Raw genomic sequence first — 18,123 nt, forward strand, 5'->3', positions numbered from 1 at the left:
GCGGCCGCTCGGGTAGGGTAGAAGGGTGGATGCTCAGAGAATCAGCGTAGAGGCCCGCCTGCGCGCCGTGGCCCCTGAACAGCAGCTGCTGTTTGGTGCGTGCTGTGTGAAGCGGATGCTTCGGTGCGTGGCCTCCTATGACCGGTTATTGGCTGATTGTGGGCGGGCACCGGGGTGCTATGAGCACGCCGATGCGTTCCTGCGCAGGATTTTTGGGTATCTTGAGCACGGCAGCTTCTCATCCCCACCAGAGAATATGCGTATTCGTGAGAAAATATTCGCCCTCATTCCCGATACTGACGATGTGCCGGATGATGCGGCGGTACTGGCCCAGAACGCGCTGATTGCGCTGTCGTACCTATACGATTTTGTGCTTGACCCTAACCCCGTGTACGCGCTGTACTGCAGCGATAAGCTCGCAGAGAGCGTGGATCTTCTGCACTACCCGCAGGGTGAGGCGGCGTCAGATGCCGCGCTAGCCCGCGAGTACGCCACGCAGCTGCGGTGCCTTTCACTCATTGGGGCAGGGGCAGCTTCGGGTGAGCTGCACGCATTCGCTGCCTCCCACTGCGTACCGTGCGACTAGGTGTGCGCGGTTTCAAGCGTGTGGTGCGGCCGCATATGAACAGCACAAGGGGCGGCCCGCCGCCGGCGCTCGTTACCTCACCGGCGGGAACCGCCCCTAGCCTTTAAGTTATGGGGATGTTCCGAAGAATACAGGGCACCTTACAACCCTGTACCACTCTCGCTCTACTACAACACTCGCTCCATTACACCCCCATAACTTCTGGTCCTGCTTGTTTAGCAGTACCAGAACTTAATGGCGCCGTGGATGCGCTGGCCGGCCACGCCCCGGTTTTCTCCGGGCGCGATCACGCCTTTTTCGACTGTTTTATCCACGTAGCTGCCGCCCGCGCCGCCGCCTGCGCCGAATGCGCCCGCGCTGAACGCTCCGGTGGGCCGGGTGATACCTTTGCTGGTTTCACCTTTGGCGTGGTCCTCTGTGGGCGTGCTTTTCGCCGAGTCTTTAGTTTCTTCGGGGGCCGATACGCCGGGTGCGGTTCCGCCTTCGCCCTGGTATGCGGCCAGTGCGGCCACTGACCCTGACCCGCCGCCGCCGTAGCCGCCTCCACCGGTGCCGGAGTGCACAATGGTGGCGAGGGTTTCAGCGCCGAGGGTCACGCTGGAGTACTGTGCGGAGCTTTGCGCGCCGTCAGCTTTGCGGTCGTCGCCGGCTTTGCCGCCTTTCTGGCCCGCAATGGTGTTATTGACGATGCTCACCCCTTGGGATGATTCGGCGTGGATAGCCCCGCCGCTGGGGAGTCGCAGCGTCGGGTTGGGGCCGCCTTGGCCGCCGTCTCCGGTGGGCTCACCGCCCTGACCGCCGTTGGCGGGGATGGCTGCCGAGGTGTCGTTGACGAAGGTTGCTGCCGTACTGGCTGCTGCGTTTGCTTTCTCACCGCCCGAGCCGCCGTAGATCGGCTCGTTCATCTGCCAGTACAGGTCTTGGTTGTCGTTTGAGCGCTGGTTAATGAGGATGCCAGCGCCACCACCGGCACCAGCAACCACGAGGGGCTCGTTATTGAAGAGGATGGCGGATGCGCCGCCACCGGTGGGGCCAAAGAATTCTTTAGCGTTTTCACCGGCCCTGTCGGTGAGGGAGGGCCCGTGGGCGCCTCCGTTGCCGTAACCTTTGCCGGGGTTTACGCTGTTGCCGCGGTTGTAGCCTCCGCCTTCGCCAGCAATAAAGGTGAATTTTCCGGTGCCGTTAAGGCGCACGATGCCTTTAATGGTTGTACCTGCACCGCCTATACCGGTGATGCCGGTGGAGTCGTCGCTGAATGAGCCGCCTGCGGCTCCGGTGACTTCAAAGTGCAGTTCTTTGGCGTCTGCGGGGACGTCCCACACGAGTTCTTGTGCGTAGTTTTCGTGTTTTTTCAGCCCGCCTTTGCTCTGGTCGGGCAGGCACTCGGTAGATGATGCATACGCCGGGACTGCGGTGGTGGCTAGCACTGCCGGAGCTGACCACGCTGCCCCTGCCACAAGTTTGCGGCGTGAAATATTGTTATTCATCCGTATTCTCTTATCTATCGGCGCTACTTTTTTTATTGCGGCCGCTGATAATACATGAAGTGTAACGAGGTCGGGGGTTCCGCTTTCTTGCGGATACTGCCCTAGTGCATTATCTGCCGCATCTGACCCCTTTAGTCTAGCAGTATAATTCTTCGCTTTTTTGCGTTTTGTGCATTCTATGTGCGGTATCACTAAATATTTTTAGAGGGCCTTCACGCGGGGGCTTTGGGCGGCTTTCCCCCGTCATACCGCGACTTTAGGGGAACCACCCCAGTCGGAATAACGAAACATACAGAATGTGTAAATATGCAGAATATTTATTACTTTTACACCACAAAATACCGTAAAAAATGGAATATTTTACCCATAAAGTATTCATTTTTTAGAAATAAAAATAGCATTCTCAAGAATATTTAATCATAGTTGCCACGGAATATAGTGCGGGGGTATTCACTAAAACTTTATACGTTTAAAGCCCGGTGCCTCCCCTTCTGCGGGGAGACACCGGGCTTCAAGCCGGGGCCGCACACGCTACACTGCGGCAGCTTTCGCTTGTCAGCAGCTTATACGTGTGCTACAAGGTTACGGTTATGCGCGTACCAGTTCTTCGGTGGCTTCGGCGATCGCCTTCTCCTCATTGGTGGGGATGACGAACACGGCAATGCTCGAATCCTCGGTTGAGATCAGGCGCGGTTCGGGGGAACGCTTCATGTTCTCTTCCTCGTTGTAGCGAATGCCCAACGGTGCCAGGCGGTCCAGCACCAGCTTGCGGAAGTCGCCGGAGTTCTCACCAATACCCGCAGTGAAAATAAGCGCCTGCGCGCCGCCAACCACCAGGTTGTAGCCGCCGATGTACTTCATCAGGCGGTATGCGGTCATGTCCAGGGCCAACTGTGCGCGCTCATCGCCCGACTGCGCTGACTCCACCACCTTACGCATATCGTTGGAACCCGCCAGTGCCAGCAGACCGGACTCCTTGTTAAGGATGGTATCCAGGCGTTCCGCGTCGATCTCGGGGTCGCGGGTGAGAATCGTGGTCAGCGCGGAGGGGTCAATATCGCCCGAGCGGGTGCCCATCACTAGGCCAGCCAGCGGGGTGTAGCCCATTGAGGTATCCACGGACTTTCCGCCCTTCACAGCGGTCACGGATGCGCCGTTGCCCAGGTGCGCCACCACACCGTTGAACTCGTCGCGGGCAATGCCGAGCATGTCTGCGGCAACGTGGGAGACGTATTCGTGGCTGGTGCCGTGGAAGCCGTAGCGGCGAATGCTGTACTTATCAGCCAGGTCGTACGGAATAGCGTAGCGCCAGGCGTGCTCAGGCATGGTCGAGTGGAACGCGGTATCGAACACGGCAACCTGCGGCAGGTCGGGCCAGGTGTGGAAGGCGGCACGCATACCCTTCACGTGCGCGGGGTTGTGCAGCGGCGCGAGCGGGGACAGCGCATCGATCTCGTCGATCACCTGCTCGTTGAGCAGCACGGGGTGGGTAAATTTCTCGGCACCCTGCACCACACGGTGGCCGATAGCCTGCAGTTCGCGGCCGTGCAAAACGTCTTTAAGCTTGTCAGCCATCATATGCAGGGCGACTTCGTGGTCGGGAACGTCAGTACCGATGTTTTCAATGAGACCGGAGGTGAGCATCTGCTCTGCTTCGGGGGCGGAGGTGTCACGCACCTGGTATTTGAGAGATGAGGAACCTGCGTTCACAACAAGAATAAGCATGGGTTTTTAGTTTCTTTCTGAAATAAGTTGGGTTAGCCCCAATCGTCGTCCTTTATATCCTACTTGAGGTGTGGGCCAACGAGCCAGATTCCGCAGGCAGCGGGTATTTGGTCCGAGCAGCGAAGAAAATACCCTCTTTCGGGCTACTATCCTCTGCCCGTGAAGAAGATAGGGCAGGGTGAAGGGTGCCTCAACCAGGGCAGGTGGGTGTTAGGCGTGGGCTGCGGTGAACGGGTGCGCATCCAGGTAGATGGCGAGCAGTTCGTCGGTCACGTCCAGCTCATAGGCGAGCGCGGAGAGGTTATCTGGGTAGAACGCGGCGGCGCGGCGCAGTATAACCGGGTCGATAAGGTTTTCGGCGGCTTTCAGGTCGCAGGCGCGTTCGCGGCGGGCGCTGTATAAGGCGTCCCAGGCGTCGTGTTCGTCGCCGCGGGTGGCGTGCACAAGTTCGTGGGCGAGTACGGAGCGTTCTTGCCGGGTGAGCATGCCTTCCCGCAGGATAATGGTGCGGCTGGCGTGATCGTAACGGCCGAGTATCCCCTGCCCTGGGGTTCCCCAGATAATGTCTACCCCGAGCGCGTGTGCGTGCGTGTAGGGGTCATAGTTAGGCACCGAAGAATCCCTCCTCACTGTCGTAGGGTTCGCCGCGTTTTGCCGCGAGGGCGTAGTTGTCGGCGGTGTATTCGTTCTCTGTTGCGGTGGGTGCACCGCCGCCGGTGGGGGCTGGGGGTGTGGGCTGCGCACTGGCGGGTACTGCGGCGGGTTGCGGCGTGGCGGGTGATACTGGGGTGGTGTTCATGCGGCGCAGGACTTCGCCCATGAGGTCTTCGTTGGAGACGTCTCGGATAGAGCCGCCCACGCGCAGGGAGTTGGCGCGGTCGGCGGTGATGAGCCCGCTTTCTACCATGAGGTCAAGCAGGTCGAGGCTGTAGCGGTCGGCTATTTTAACGAGGGTTTCCACATCCATAACTCCCGCGCCAGAGAAGCGCCGCTGAATAGCGTTGTGGTTCATGCCGAGTTCGGCGGCGAGCGCCCGCTGGGAGAGTCCTGTCTTGTATTTAATGTAGTCACCGATAGCCATGCCACCAGTGTAACAGAGTGGTTCATTTTGCGTGTCATACACCCTGGGTTTTCAGGCATACCGCCCGAATATTTGAGACTTTCACCCCTTTATGCAAGAATTTTTCTACCGCAATGCATGACTTTTTCTTTCAAGTCGGGTATGCTGGATGCTGGCTCCAGCACCCTGCCCAACACCCCGCGGCTCATCAGCACCCGGTTCGCCCCGCCCCCTTCCAGAGAACGCACTATGTCAATCACCAAGGAGAGCAATATGTCACGTTTAAACAACACATCTCAACATTCCCCTCACCGTCTGCGATGGGTGGGCCACCTCGTCACTTTTCTTCCTGCACTGATAACTGTCCTGCAGGCGTACGGAATACTGACCGGGGAGCAGGTAAACGCCTGGGTCGCCCTGGCAATAACTGTGCTGCGGGTGTGGCTACAACAACGTGCCACGCAAACCCCCCGTACAGATAACAGCCCTTCTTGTCCCGAACAGCGAGGGAAAAGGTGACTTCCCCTGTGCATGCACACAGCCCGGGCTGCCCCCTCCTCCACGTTCTATCTAGAAGACTTTTTTGCATTCAGAAGAGATATACGCTTCTGAATGCAAAAAAGTCTTCTAGATAGAGCCACCACAGGATGCGGTAGCATGAGTAGCGAATCATCTACTATGACAGAGAGCTTTATGACCACCCCCCACACCAGTATTATTATGCCGGTCTACAACACCGCTGATTCCGTTGTGCGCGCTATTGAATCTGTTCTTGCGCAGACAGACCCTGACTTCGAACTACTCGTCATGATTGACGGCTCCCCTGATAACTCCGCCCAAGTCATTAATGACTACGTGGCGCAGCACCCCGATCAACGCATCCGAGTCTTCGATAACCCCAATAACCAGGGCGTCTCGGCTGTACGCAACCAAGGACTCGACAACGCTCACGGCACCTGGGTAGCGTTCATCGACTCAGATGATGCTTACCACCCCGAATTCCTCGAAAAACTTCACGAGGCGGCACGCACCCACGATGCCGATATTGCAGTGTGCGGGCATACCCTGATTGACCCAAACACAGGGCGCACCCCCAGAAGGCGTTTTCCTCTCGGGGCGTTCAGGGGCGAAGAGGCCGCGCTTAAACTTCTTGAAGACCGCATGACCCCCTACCTGTGGGATAAGATTTTTCGCACCAGCACTATTGCCAAAACGCGGTTCCCTCACGATATTCACCGCGCCGAAGACGCCTACTTTGTCACGGCGGCCTTCACCAACGCGCAACAGGTAGTGACCATTAGCGACTTTCTGTACGATTACACAGTTGATGCCGGTGGCCTCACTTGGGGTCGAATCACCCCCGTTGACGAGAGCGTGCGGCTTGTTGCGTACCTGCGGGACGCCGCTGGTGGGCTGACATCCAGCCCGCGCGGCCGAAAAGCCATGTCTACCTCCCATGTACTCACTTTCCTCAATAACGCTCAGCAGGCGCTCATCGTTGGTGGCCCTGATGCGGAAGCTGTTATTAAAAAGTGCAGGTCTGAGTTCTCCTGGTCGCAGGTTTTTGATACCGTACAAACCCGCGTGATATATGGGGCTGCTGGCGCGCTCCTGAAAATCTCTCCGGCTCTCTACCGGGTGCTGTACGGGGCATACGTTAAACGAACCTACGGGCTATAGAGCACGCGGCCTCAGCTGGGATGCTGAGCAGCACAGGTGTGGCGGTATTTGCGTTCTCTAAGGCAACCGAGTGGTTTTTTAACGGGATATAGTTCGGCTCAGCGCGTTCACGGGACGTGCTAACCGCCCCTTTGATAGGGTGGTATGACATATGCCCCGCCGTGAATATGGAGAGCCTCTCAATGGTCACTGCCGTGCACCCCCCAACAACCACATCTGAAAGCAAAACCGCTCCAAGGCAACGCCTCGTATACCTAGACCTCATTAACACGGTCGCAATCGTGTGGGTGGTGCTGCTGCATGTGCGTTTTATCATCCCGGATAACCCATCCTCTTCGGCGTGGTGGGTTGAAAACATTCTTTCTGGTTTCGGGGGTGCGGCCGTCCCGCTGTTCTTCATGGCAACCGGCATTAACCTGCTCGAATTTACCCGCCGCGAATCTGTGGGCACGTTCTACCGTAAACGGTTCACCAAGATCCTCATCCCCATGATTCTGTGGGCACAAATCTACCTATTTGCCCACATCTGGACGGACTCCACCCCATTCCCTGATGCCCACCAGATTCTGCGAACGCTGCTGGCCCCCAGCTCTGAAGCCGCCACCTTCTGGTATCTTGAGGCCCTGGTGGGGGTATACCTGGCGCTCCCAATTTTCTCCTACGCCATACACGGTGCCTGGCAGAACCAGGCACCCGCCTCACGCACCAAGTTCCTGTGGCTCATGGCGGTATTGGGTCTGCTCCTTCCGGTACTCACCCACGCCGCCCACCTCATAAACCCCCGGGTTATGCCCGAATTTATTGCGCCTCTCACCGGGTATCTTGGGTTCTGCCTCCTCGGGTACGCGCTCGCCCACACGGAACTTTCCCGCAGGTGGCGTCTGGTCATTTATGCGCTGGGCGCGGCAGGTTTAGCGGGCTACATTCTTGGCGGCGCCTACCTGATTGCGGAGCACCCCGCCCTTAAACCATTGGCGCGTGAGTACCTGTCGATACCGCTCATCCTGTGGGCGAGCGCAGTCTTAGTGTTCTGTAAATATTCGCGTATCAACCGGGCTTCACCCACCACACAGGGCATTTTGAAGAAGCTTGCCGCGCTCACCTTCGGGATCTACCTGGTGCACCTGCTGCTCATCCAGATACTGCACACCCTTCAATTCCCTCTCACCGATGTGCGGTGGGAGATTCCCTACACGCTCCTCGTGTGGGCCCTATCCGTGGTGACTGTCTGGGCGCTGCGGCTTATCCCGCCGGTACGCCGCTGGATCCTGCCCTGATCGATGCGGCCTTTCTAGAACACGGTAAATGCTGAGCCAGCCCAGAACCCAACATGGCGTCTACAGGGGCTGCACGATCAGCGGGCGGGCGCGTCAGGCTCTAGGAGTTTCACCAGAGCAATCAACAGGAATAGCGCCACCACCACCCACAGGAGCTCCCCCCAGCCGAGAGGCCGGAAGAACGCAACACCGTAGACCATGATTATCATGGATGCGACCGCCAGACCTATTGAGCCAATGAGCGGAACACGGCGCGATAGAAAGATATGCGCAGCCCACAACAAGGCCAGCAGCACAGAAATAGCAGAAAATCCTCGCCACCATGGCTCTAACCGACTGATTCCAGGATCATCCGATGTGACAACTGCGGCTATCCAGCCGGTAGCAGCCAACGCCACAATGGCCACGGCCATTAGGCCTAAAGCCGCACGGGAAGAACCGTTGTCCTTTTTCATCACATTAGTCATTAATACGCCACCTCGCCTAGATAAAGTCAGCCCCAGTACCCCCACAACGCCAGAGAAGATTACAGTGGTAAAGCGTGCCAGGAATACTGTGCAGTTACCCCTTCGGCGTGAACATATACATTATTTTTAAACCTTAACCTGAAAATTAGAAAAACTCCAAGAGGCAGTGGAACACTCATTACTGGCACCCCAGCTCCCCGCATACTAGGCTCTGACTAGGTGTTTTACCCCGCCCACCATAGCCCCGGTACAGCCTAAGCACAACCTGAGGCGCCGGGAACTTGCTGATAAATATGCAGACCTGAGTCGACAGGTCAGCCACGCAACACGACGGAGCGGGGCCGCCATTAGGGGGCAGTGTGCGGCCCCGCCTCTTCACACCCTGTCTAACACAGCTGGCACATGAGGCAGAACCGCCCGTTTATTTTCTTTATCTTTCGTCATAAGGGCTCACCTTACCCGCTGATAGCTACCCCTTGCGATAAACTCTAGGTGGAAGCACTCACTCACACGGTCACAGTAGACCAATCTCAGCTCAGGAGTAACCACGTGCCGCATCATCATGCCGTCAGACGATACCCCACGCTCTATGAAGCGGTCTTTGAGCGTGCGAATTCGCTCAACTTCCTAAGACTAGTCCTCGCCTCGTTCGTTATTCTCTCGCACACACCGTACATTGTGATGGGGGCGAAGGTTGATGCTCACCCGCTGCTGCACGAGTTCTATGTGTTCGGAGATTTCGCGGTTAACGCTTTCTTCTGCATTTCGGGGTTCTTAATCGCCCACAGCGCCTACCGCAGTGGCGCCGGGTCGTACCTTGTGAAACGTGTGCTCCGCATTTTTCCGGGGTTTTGGGCTTCGCTGCTTTTCGTGGTCGCAATCGGCGGGCCGCTTTCAATACTCACCGGGCACGCCGCAACCGGCTGGAACTGGGCAGACGCTATCAGCTACATCCGCAGAAACTATGACCTGATGGCGCTGCAGTACCCGCTCTTCGGCGGCCCCGCCAATGTTCCCTTTGACAGCCCCTCCTGGAACGGCTCAGTCTGGACCCTAGAATACGAGTTTTTCTGCTACCTGCTTCTGCTTCCGCTGTTTTACCTGCCGTTTGTTCGCAAGCACCTGAAGGTTTTTATTCCGCTGGCGTATGCCATAAGCCTCAGCTACTACCTGTGCAACCAGTACTTGGGGTATGACTTCATGAGCCAGGCGTTCGGTATGCACCCGCGCGATTTGAACGCTTCAGCGCGCCTATACCCTTTCTTCTTTGCGGGTTCTCTGCTCTATATGCTCAGCCGGCGCATCAAAATTTACCCCATTATTTCTGCGGTGGCCGCCGTGGTGTGCACCGCCGCCGGGTTCTACTTCACCTGGCTGGTGCCGCACGCCAACATCATGCAGTGGACCCAGCTGATTCTCGCGTACGGTGTGATAACCCTCGGATGCGTCATGAACATTCCACTGGGGCGCACCAACGATATCTCCTACGGTGTGTACGTTTACGCCTGGCCGGTGCAGCAGATCCTGGTTCTGCTAGGCAGCGTATCCTTAGGTCTTGCCGCCAATATTGTGCTGGATGTGGTGCTGACTTTCGGGGTTGCCTGGCTTTCGTGGAAACTCGTGGAGAAACCCGCCATGAACCTGGCACGGCACCCCGTGGTTACGGGGGCCAAACGCGCCGCACCGCAGTCCGCCGCCGCACCCTGTGCGCCTAAAACCCCTGAACCTGAACCGCAGGGCACCCCGGCAACCGCTGATACGAACCGTGTAAAACCCGCAGCGCACCCCGTACTGCCCCCTATCCGGTAAGAAAAGCTCACGGCACGGGGGTGCCTCAGCTCATCGGCTAGGGACAGGTTATCGTTGAGCAAAAACTCACGGCACACAGGTGCGTCTCTTCTTAGCGGGAGGCCCCGGCTCCCCGCGCGCCAAGGCGCTAGTGGGTTTCGCCCCGCACGGTGTTTTCAACCAGCATCTCACGCAGCGCCTCGCCTTCACTGAGGGCCTGCACCGAGCGGGCGTGAACCATCATCGCCGCCAGGTGCACCGCGAACCCGCACACCGGGCCCACGCACAGCGCCGCAATAGCGCGAGGCACCAGAGGCAGCGGCGCGAAGAACGCAACCGCAACAGCAACCGCCGCCGCCGCGGCCCAGCCCGCCACGTAGGCGCGGTGCCGGTTAATGGCCAGCACCATATTCCCTGAGAGCGTCATTAACGCCAGCAGGGCGGAGGCAAACACCAGCACCCCCAGCACCGTGCCGGTCACTACCTCGGCGTAGGCTGCCTGCGCATCACCCTTAGGCGGATATATGAGTTTAAACAGCAGGGGGCCAATCAGGTACGCCGCCGCGGCACCCACCGCGCCAATGCCCAGAACCGCCGCCGCAGGTTTAACGAACGCCGCCGCCGGGCGGTGCTGCTGCTTCAAAAACGCCGACACGGCCACCCCCTGAAACGCCTGCAGGGGGATCATAATCGGTGAGCGGGTAATAGAAATAGCCAGAATCAGTGCCGCCATGACCAGTTTAGTGTGCTCGTCCTGGTTCGGCTCGCTCTCATTGAGAATATTGGGGAACCCCATCATGAGCACCGCCGCCGCGGCTGAAGAAAGAAAAGACCAGATCAGGTTCAGGCTGAGCTGTTTGACGTCAATGTCGGCCCGCGCAGACCACGCCTTACGCCCGCCCGGGACGAAAAGCGCCAACAGTATCCACAGCATCATGGGGGCGACGGTGGCCACCTCAAGACCAACAAGCGTGGGCACCGTGAACGCGGCGGCCAGCATCAGCGTAAGACGACCCACCGATTCCAGCCCGCCAATGCTGGCGAACAGGTACCAGCTATCCCGCCCAGCGCTGGCGCCGCTCATCATGGCCTGCAACGCATAAAAAAACACCCCGGCGGCGATAGCGCCCACCGCCCACGGGGTGCTGAGAGGAACCTGCTTAGACGCCCACAAGGGGGCGGTGCACACAACCAGCGCCCCGGCGAGCGCACCGAACGCGCCAGCAACATACACCACACGCACCCGGTACACGCCATCACGCCGAGCCGCACCAACTGCGCGCGTCACCTCCGGCTGAATACCCGTAATAATGCCGGTGACCATAAACAGCGCCGCCCAGAACAGCAGAAACTCCTTCAGCTGTTCGCTCCCTAAAGAACGCTGGGCGATCATGGTGGCCCCCAGCGTCGCCACCGCCGCGAGAATAGAAGCCCCCAGCAGCGCAAAAGACTGGTAGCGGGTGACGGTGCCGTCAGGCTCCGCCTCCTTCTCGGTGCTCACGGCACCGCTGGTCGGGGTGTTATCGCTATGCGTCATCACCGGCAGCCCAGCTACTTCACCACATGAACAGCAAGGTTTTTCACGCCCCGCCACTTTTTCGCCAGCGCAGCCTTCGGCAGCAGAGTCAGCGCGTGCGCACGGGATGAGAACCGGATGCGTGCCGCCTTCGCTGCCTTCTTCCACCTCAGGGCCTCCAGTTCGGCGGCGATCGTGGTGAAATAGGTGCGCTCCTCGTCGAAACGGGTCCCTTCAAGGGCACGCCACGAAGAGTCAGAACCACCGTGGCGGCGGTACATGAACGCCAGGGTCTTATCGTAGAACAGGGCGCCGCCGTTCATCGCAATATCGAGCACTAGCGCCATATCCTGCACCACGTTCAGCCCCTGCCGGAACCCGGTCTGGGTGATCGCATCAGCACGCCAGCCCAGGGAGGGGAAGTAGAACCAGTTGCCGCGCAGCAGCGACAGCGCAAGGTCCTCACCCTGCAGCAGTGTGGAATGGTTCGGCCGGTAGAACGCCTTCGTTTTCTCCACCAGGGTGTTTGAGGCCGCATTATGCTCGTCAATCACCACCACGCCCGGCTGGAAGACGCTCGCCTGCGGGTGGGCCGCCGCCGCATCAACCAGCCACTGCACATAGTTAGGCAGCATCACGTCGTCAGCGCCCATGACCGTGACCAGCTCGTTCTCCACGAAGGTGAGGCATTTGCGGTAGTTGCCGTTCGCGCCCAAGTTCTTCTCGTTGCGCATATAGGTGATGCGCTCATCATTGAGTGAGGCGAACCAGCCGGGGATTGATTCGTCCGGGTAGCCGTCATCAACCACGATCAGGCGCCAGTCGGGGTTGCTCTGCCCAATCACCGAGCGGACGGCCTGCTTCATGAGTTCAACATCGCCATAGTAGGGGAAAAGAATATCTACGGTCATAGTGGCTCCCAGGTGTGAGTGTGAGGGGGAAAGTTAGTTGGAGGATTTGGGGGTGTTCGTTTCGGAGGCCGGGGTGTTCCCGCGCCCTGCGGCACCCTCCGGCTGGCGTTGCAGGGCGCGCATAATCGCCACTTCTTCGGCGATAGTGCGCGCATCATCAGTGAGTTTTGAGATGGCAAGGGTCAGGTGCAGGCTAATGCCCATGAGCATCACAATGGCAATCAAAAACAGCAGGTTCACGGGGGTTTCAATACCCACCAGGGACGAGAACCAGTCCAGCAACTTGGGGAACAGCGCCAGCACAATCATGACGCCGCCGACGCTAAGCCACAGCGCCGCGTACTTCTCTTTCATGTTCTGGTTGCGCACCTGCATGAGCACCAGGCACACCATGAAAATGACGATGATGAGGAAAAAAATATTTGCAGCCATACGTCTAGTTACCCTCCACCGAAGTCTTCTTACGGGTCATCGACATGCCGAACGAGAAGAACGAACGCACCAGGTAAATTGCGGATTTAATGGGGCTTGACGAGGGGGTGCCGCCCTGCCGTTCACGCATCTCAACGGGAACCTGTTTCACGGTCAGCCCCGCACGGACAGCCATCACACAGGCATCAATACAGTCCCCCAGGTATTCGGCGGGCAGGTGCTCACAGTACTGGTTAATGGCGCGGCGGTCGGCGGCACGGAACCCGGAGGTGGCATCCGTGAACTTCTCCCCCGAAATCATGGTGAACATGCGCGCCAGAACAACCATCGCCCATTTACGCGGCCCCGACACCTTATAGTTGGTTGCCTGAGCGAACCGCGACCCAATCGAAATATTGGCGTCTTCCAGACCAGCCAAGACAGTACGGATACCCTTCGGGTCATGCTGGCCGTCTGCATCCACCTGAATGGCGCGGTCATAATCCATGCGGCGCGCATACTTATACCCGGTGCGCAGCGCCCCGCCAATGCCCATATTGTAGGGCAGGTCAATGACGAACGCCCCGGCGGCGCGGGCAATCTCTGAGGTGTGGTCGGTAGAGCCGTCGTTGACCACCACAAGGTCTACCTCGGGCATCATGCGGAACAGCTCGGTGATAGTGCCACCGATCACTTCTTCCTCATTCCACGCGGGCATAATGATGAGCGTACGCGGCTCGTGCGGCGAACTCTCTTGGGCCATGCAGGGCATTCCTTCCGGGCGTCAAAAACTTGAGACTGAGCGTGTGATTTTTTACATTCTATCAGTCACTTTTTAGCCAATCTAAAAATACAAGATAGACCTGAGAGTTAGCTCATCATAAGATTGCGTATCTTTATACAGGCCGGTTTTCTTAGTTGCATGCCGTAATACGGTACAGGGTTGCGTCCCCCTTTGAATACACCGGTTCCGCTACATTCTTATCTTTAAGGTCCTGCAGGCCGGGGTACTGTGCGCGGTGGTCTCCCCTAATATGCTCATTAATTTCAGCGCCCTTAAAATCCAGGTAATAGTACGCCTTTTCGCTACGGATTGCCGAGCAGACCGCTGAATCGGGGGTAGCCTCATTAAGGTGCTGATATATTTCTTGAGCATTTGAGGTGGCAGTGTACTGGGGGTGCGTGGCAGTGACCTTATAACCGGTCAAAGCGTACGCGAGCGAACCGCCGGTCCACGGCTGCACAACCACAGTGTCACCGGCTGGAACATACTCGTGCAGGTGGTTGATCACATCACGCTCATCAATCGATATTAGGAGCGCATGATCCTTCGGCAGGTACATTTGTTGTGTGACCTCAATATACCGCTGCATATTGGGGTCCGTCTGCGTATTGAACCCCAAAGGCACCAACAGCACAATCGCCAGCAGAGGCGAAATAATGGCGTGGCGCTCCCCCACCGGGGTGATGCGCTCACCCACAAGGCGCACGGCTGCACGTAACCACAGGTAGGCGGCGTGCACACCCATCACCGCTACGGGGGCTGCCAGCGCGGGAACATTCGCGGCCAAACGGAACGGGTCGTGGTACCAGATGCCCAGCACCCAGTCGCGACCCTCATCCCAAGTCATCCAGCGGCTGGCAACGTAAAAGTACATGGCGTACACCCAGCTGAGCACCAGCCAAATACCCACGCTGCGGCGGCTTATGAGGTAGTAGGCGCCAATAAGCGCGAGCACCGAAACAGTCCACAGCAGCCCGTTATAAATCTGACCGTTGAACAGTGCCTCACCGATAGCGGTGCTATCACGTGTGGCCGGCTCCCAGCCCCCGGCAGCCTTAGGCGGGCGCACCACACCCCACAAAAAGTTCAGAATCACGGGGAATAGGGCCAGCAGCACCAGCTGAACCGCGAATATTAGCGGTTTTAGCTCCCTGCGCCATACGGCGCGCACCTGCAACACAATGCGCACCAGCACGATCGGCAGCGCGAAGGCGAGCATCCCCATAACAACGTTGGGGTTCGCCAAGGCGATACCTAGCGCCACGAAAAACCCTGCACACAGGGCGGGCACGGTCTCAATACGCCGGATCTGCACCGTGCGCAGCAGCTGGGCGAAAAGCCCCAGACCCACCGGCAGCGCCGCGATACCCAGGCTATTGGGGTACAGCACCCCGAAGTTAATGAGAAGCATCGGGAACGCTGTGTATGAGGCGGCAATAATACCCACGCTCAGAAGAGCTGGGGCACTCACCCGCACCGTGGAACGCACCAGGTACATGAGCGACAGCGGCCAGATCACGGCCCCCACCAGCACACTCACCAGGTTCGCGGTAGCTGGCACGCTCACACCCGTCGCCTGGTAGATAACTGTTGCGACGCCGTGCCACGCCGCGGGGTAGAATGCCGGGGGTTCACCGCCGGAGGTCATGCTGGCAATAGTCAGCGAGGAGGCATCGCCCGTATCCGCTATGTAGCGGATGGCGTTCAGGTGAAAGTTCGCGTCGTAGGTCTGTGAAATATATTCGGGGCGCCCAATGGCGCGGGCAATACTCCAGTACAGCAGCACAAAACCGATAAGAACACCGGCGTAACAGATGAGCATCTCCCGCGAGAACCAGCCGCGAATCACACGGTTCAACGGTTTCTCTGAGGCCCCGCCGTCCGCCGTCCGGCCGCTATCTACCGGGTGAGCGGATGCGGGCGCATCCAGCCAGCCGCGGCGCTCCAAAAACCAGCACAGCGCGTACAGGATGGCCGCCACAATAACCGCGAACCCCAGGGGAACTAGCAGGGAGAAACGTATCCCCGCTTTAGAGGCCACAATTGCGCTCACACCAAAAATTCCGACGGAGATAGGCGCGGCTAGACCCAGCGCCTCCACGCCGCGTTGCCGTAAGGCTACGGCAACGATAAGACCCGGGATGAGAAGTATCAGAGCACCCACTATCAGCGGAATAGTGAGCGATGCCCAGGTCGTTTCCATTCGGTGTTCTCCTAGCCGTTAAGCCTTACTCTGCGGGTGTCTGCGTTCTGGTGGGAATCAGACGGTTCTCCCTCTCAATAGTAGTGGGAATATATGAAGTCACAATATAGGGGCGCATATTCTGCTGTGCTGCAGGGGCTGAAATCGCCGGTATGGCGCGGTATGAAGGGTATCTGGTGCGTGAAGCTGGGACGGCAAGCTATGATGAAAGACAACTATGTTTTATGACACATAAAACTGCAATATTGGCACGACAGCTGATACAGCACCCCCGTTCCCCCCACCAATAGGTGCGCAAGGTGCGCGGTCACCGCGCACAGCACTGCATCTTGAAAGCGAGGCCCTCATGACCTATAACGTTGGAAACTACCTGCTTGACCGCCTCGCTGAACTGGGCGTGAACCACCTTTTTGGTGTGCCCGGCGATTTTAACTTACAGTTCCTCGACGACGTACTCGCCCACCCGGATATTAGCTGGGTGGGTAACGCCAACGAGCTCAACGCCGGGTACGCCGCCGACGGGTACGCCCGCATCAGAGGGGTTGGCGCGCTGCTGACCACCTACGGGGTGGGGGAACTATCCGCTATTAACGCCACCGCTGGCTCATATGCCGAAAACGTGCCTGTCATCCACATTGTGGGTGCGCCCTCGCTCGCCGCCCAAAATGCGCACCTGCGCATGCACCACACCCTCGGCGACGGCGACTTCCAGCATTTTGTGCGCATGGCCGCCGAAGTTTCAGCCGCAACGGCGGTGCTGCAGCCCGCCACCGCCGCCAGCGACATTGACCGGGTGCTGCGTGATGCCGTGCTGCACCACAAGCCGGGGTACATTATGCTGCCCGTGGATGTGGCTGTTGCCGCCGCCGCAAAGCCCGCCGCGCCACTGAACGTAAACCTGCGCGTCTCCTCCCCCAGCGTTGAGCATGAGTTCCGGGTCGCTGCCACCGAGTTTTTGCGCGACAAAAAGGCCGCCGTGCTGGCGGACATTATGACCGAACGCCTTGGCGCCACCGAAAACCTGCGTGACCTTGTGGAAAGCACCGGGCTGCCCTTCGCCACCATGATCTGGGGCAAGTCCATCCTGGATGAGACCTCCCCGCAGTTCGCCGGTGTCTACATTGGCGGGCTTTCCGCAAGCACCACCCGCGCCACCGTTGAAGAGGCCCAGGCGCTCATCCTGGCGGGTGTGCAGTTCACCGACACCACCTCGGGGTTGTACACCCACCAGATTGACGCGGCCCGCACCATCACCGTTGATGCCGAACAAACCCAGATTGGGCGTAAAATTTTCGCTCCCTTAGCCTTCACGGATGCCCTGCGCATCCTTAAAGAAGCCGCGCTGGATGCCGGGGTGCGCCCAGCCGAGCACACCGTACCAGCGCACGGCACCACCCTGCCCGACTACGGTGAGCCTGAACCTACCGGGGTGCCAGCCTGCGGCGACAGGCCGCTCACCCAGCAGGCGCTGTGGAGCATCATCCCCTCGCACCTGGATTCCCGCAATAATGTGGTGGTTGAGATGGGCACGTCGTTCTTCGGTATGGCGCAGCAGTCATTCCCCGCCCAGACCAGGTTTATTGGTATGCCGCTGTGGGGTTCGATCGGGTACTCGCTGCCAGCCCTGCTCGGGACGGCCCTGGCGGATGAGCAGGCACGCGGGGTGCTGTTCATTGGTGACGGTTCGGCGCAGCTGACCGTGCAGGAGCTTGGATCCATTTTCAGGCACCGGCTCACCCCGGTGATCTTTCTTATTAATAACGACGGGTACACGATTGAGCGTTCCATCCACGGCCCTAACGCCACCTATAACGACATCGCCACCTATGATTGGCAGAAAATCCCGGCCGCGTTCGGGGGCACCGACCAGACGGTGCTGGTGCTGCGGGCGGCGACCGTGGATGAGCTGGCCACCGCCTGCGCAACCGCCCGCGAAACACGGGATAAGGCGGTATTTATTGAGGTAGTCACCGACCGGGATGACATGCCGCAGCTGCTGCGTGATTTCGGGGCCATGGCGGCCGCCATTAACCGCAAAGAGTAGCGCACCCTAACCGTGGGGCGTGGGTCTGCCCGCACCGTCAGCGAGCCCCGAACCCACTCGTCTTTTCTGGCGCCCCGTGCGGGCCCGCATCCCGGCGACTCTTGCCTTCAGCGCGCCGCGCAGTATTCACCGGATGCGCCCGCCTCAGGGGGGCGCAATGTTACGTAACATTGCGCCCGGCGCT

General features: G+C 58.9%; 15 protein-coding genes. 5 read left to right on the top strand and 10 right to left on the bottom strand.

The genetic code is table 11. The features are described 5' to 3' along the window. The first annotated feature begins 25 nt into the window (after positions 1-25). A complete protein-coding gene (locus tag I6I94_RS05735; protein ID WP_201620483.1) occupies positions 26-586 on the top strand; it encodes a hypothetical protein in 561 nt (186 codons plus the stop codon). Between the two features lie 215 nt (positions 587-801). Here I6I94_RS05735 and I6I94_RS05740 read toward each other — a convergent pair whose 3' ends face one another. From I6I94_RS05740 to I6I94_RS05755, 4 genes are all read right to left on the bottom strand, one after another. Next, positions 802-2,073, bottom strand: a complete 1,272-nt coding sequence (locus I6I94_RS05740; protein WP_128087308.1) for a glycine-rich protein — start codon at positions 2,071-2,073, stop codon at positions 802-804. A 588-nt stretch (positions 2,074-2,661) separates the two neighbouring features. Then, positions 2,662-3,798: an acetate/propionate family kinase gene (locus I6I94_RS05745; protein WP_006888463.1), complete on the bottom strand. Its 1,137-nt coding sequence runs from the start codon at positions 3,796-3,798 to the stop codon at positions 2,662-2,664. A gap of 210 nt (positions 3,799-4,008) precedes the next feature. Further along, the gene (locus I6I94_RS05750) at positions 4,009-4,410 is read right to left on the bottom strand and encodes an ImmA/IrrE family metallo-endopeptidase (RefSeq protein ID WP_006888560.1); all 402 of its coding nucleotides are present in this window, start codon (positions 4,408-4,410) and stop codon (positions 4,009-4,011) included. Further along, positions 4,403-4,879 carry a helix-turn-helix domain-containing protein gene (locus I6I94_RS05755; protein WP_201620484.1) on the bottom strand — a complete coding sequence of 159 codons (477 nt, stop codon included), beginning with the start codon at positions 4,877-4,879 and terminating at the stop codon, positions 4,403-4,405. The genes I6I94_RS05750 and I6I94_RS05755 overlap by 8 nt, the downstream gene beginning before the upstream one ends. Positions 4,880-5,551: 672 nt before the next feature. Here I6I94_RS05755 and I6I94_RS05760 point away from each other — a divergent pair. Both I6I94_RS05760 and I6I94_RS05765 read left to right on the top strand, forming a co-directional pair. Further along, a complete protein-coding gene (locus I6I94_RS05760; RefSeq protein WP_201620485.1) occupies positions 5,552-6,538 on the top strand; it encodes a glycosyltransferase family 2 protein in 987 nt (328 codons plus the stop codon). A gap of 167 nt (positions 6,539-6,705) precedes the next feature. Continuing rightward, positions 6,706-7,815, top strand: a complete 1,110-nt coding sequence (locus I6I94_RS05765) for an acyltransferase (RefSeq protein WP_236588966.1) — start codon at positions 6,706-6,708, stop codon at positions 7,813-7,815. Between the two features lie 77 nt (positions 7,816-7,892). Here I6I94_RS05765 and I6I94_RS05770 read toward each other — a convergent pair whose 3' ends face one another. Beyond that, positions 7,893-8,282: a hypothetical protein gene (locus tag I6I94_RS05770; protein ID WP_128087305.1), complete on the bottom strand. Its 390-nt coding sequence runs from the start codon at positions 8,280-8,282 to the stop codon at positions 7,893-7,895. Between the two features lie 549 nt (positions 8,283-8,831). Here I6I94_RS05770 and I6I94_RS05775 point away from each other — a divergent pair. Then, entirely contained in the window at positions 8,832-10,091 is a 1,260-nt protein-coding gene (locus I6I94_RS05775; protein ID WP_128087304.1) for an acyltransferase family protein, read from the top strand. A 127-nt stretch (positions 10,092-10,218) separates the two neighbouring features. Here I6I94_RS05775 and I6I94_RS05780 read toward each other — a convergent pair whose 3' ends face one another. The 5 genes from I6I94_RS05780 to I6I94_RS05800 form a co-directional block, all read right to left on the bottom strand. Continuing rightward, positions 10,219-11,607, bottom strand: coding sequence for a hypothetical protein (locus I6I94_RS05780; protein WP_201620486.1), 1,389 nt, complete (start codon positions 11,605-11,607; stop codon positions 10,219-10,221). Between the two features lie 14 nt (positions 11,608-11,621). Further along, positions 11,622-12,497: a glycosyltransferase family 2 protein gene (locus I6I94_RS05785; RefSeq protein ID WP_128087303.1), complete on the bottom strand. Its 876-nt coding sequence runs from the start codon at positions 12,495-12,497 to the stop codon at positions 11,622-11,624. 33 nt (positions 12,498-12,530) lie between these two features. After that, positions 12,531-12,929, bottom strand: a complete 399-nt coding sequence (locus tag I6I94_RS05790) for a DUF2304 domain-containing protein (protein ID WP_201620487.1) — start codon at positions 12,927-12,929, stop codon at positions 12,531-12,533. Between the two features lie 4 nt (positions 12,930-12,933). Next, on the bottom strand, positions 12,934-13,671 hold the full coding sequence (locus tag I6I94_RS05795; protein ID WP_037236119.1) for a glycosyltransferase family 2 protein: 738 nt from the start codon (positions 13,669-13,671) through the stop codon (positions 12,934-12,936). 151 nt (positions 13,672-13,822) lie between these two features. Beyond that, positions 13,823-15,895: a DUF6541 family protein gene (locus tag I6I94_RS05800; protein ID WP_128087301.1), complete on the bottom strand. Its 2,073-nt coding sequence runs from the start codon at positions 15,893-15,895 to the stop codon at positions 13,823-13,825. A 346-nt stretch (positions 15,896-16,241) separates the two neighbouring features. Between I6I94_RS05800 and I6I94_RS05805 the strand changes: the two genes are divergently transcribed. Further along, a complete protein-coding gene (locus I6I94_RS05805) occupies positions 16,242-17,939 on the top strand; it encodes an alpha-keto acid decarboxylase family protein (RefSeq protein ID WP_128087300.1) in 1,698 nt (565 codons plus the stop codon). Positions 17,940-18,123: the final 184 nt, after the last annotated feature.

The organism is Rothia aeria, assembly GCF_016726365.1.
In the GTDB taxonomy this organism is placed as follows: Bacteria; Actinomycetota; Actinomycetes; order Actinomycetales; family Micrococcaceae; genus Rothia; species Rothia aeria.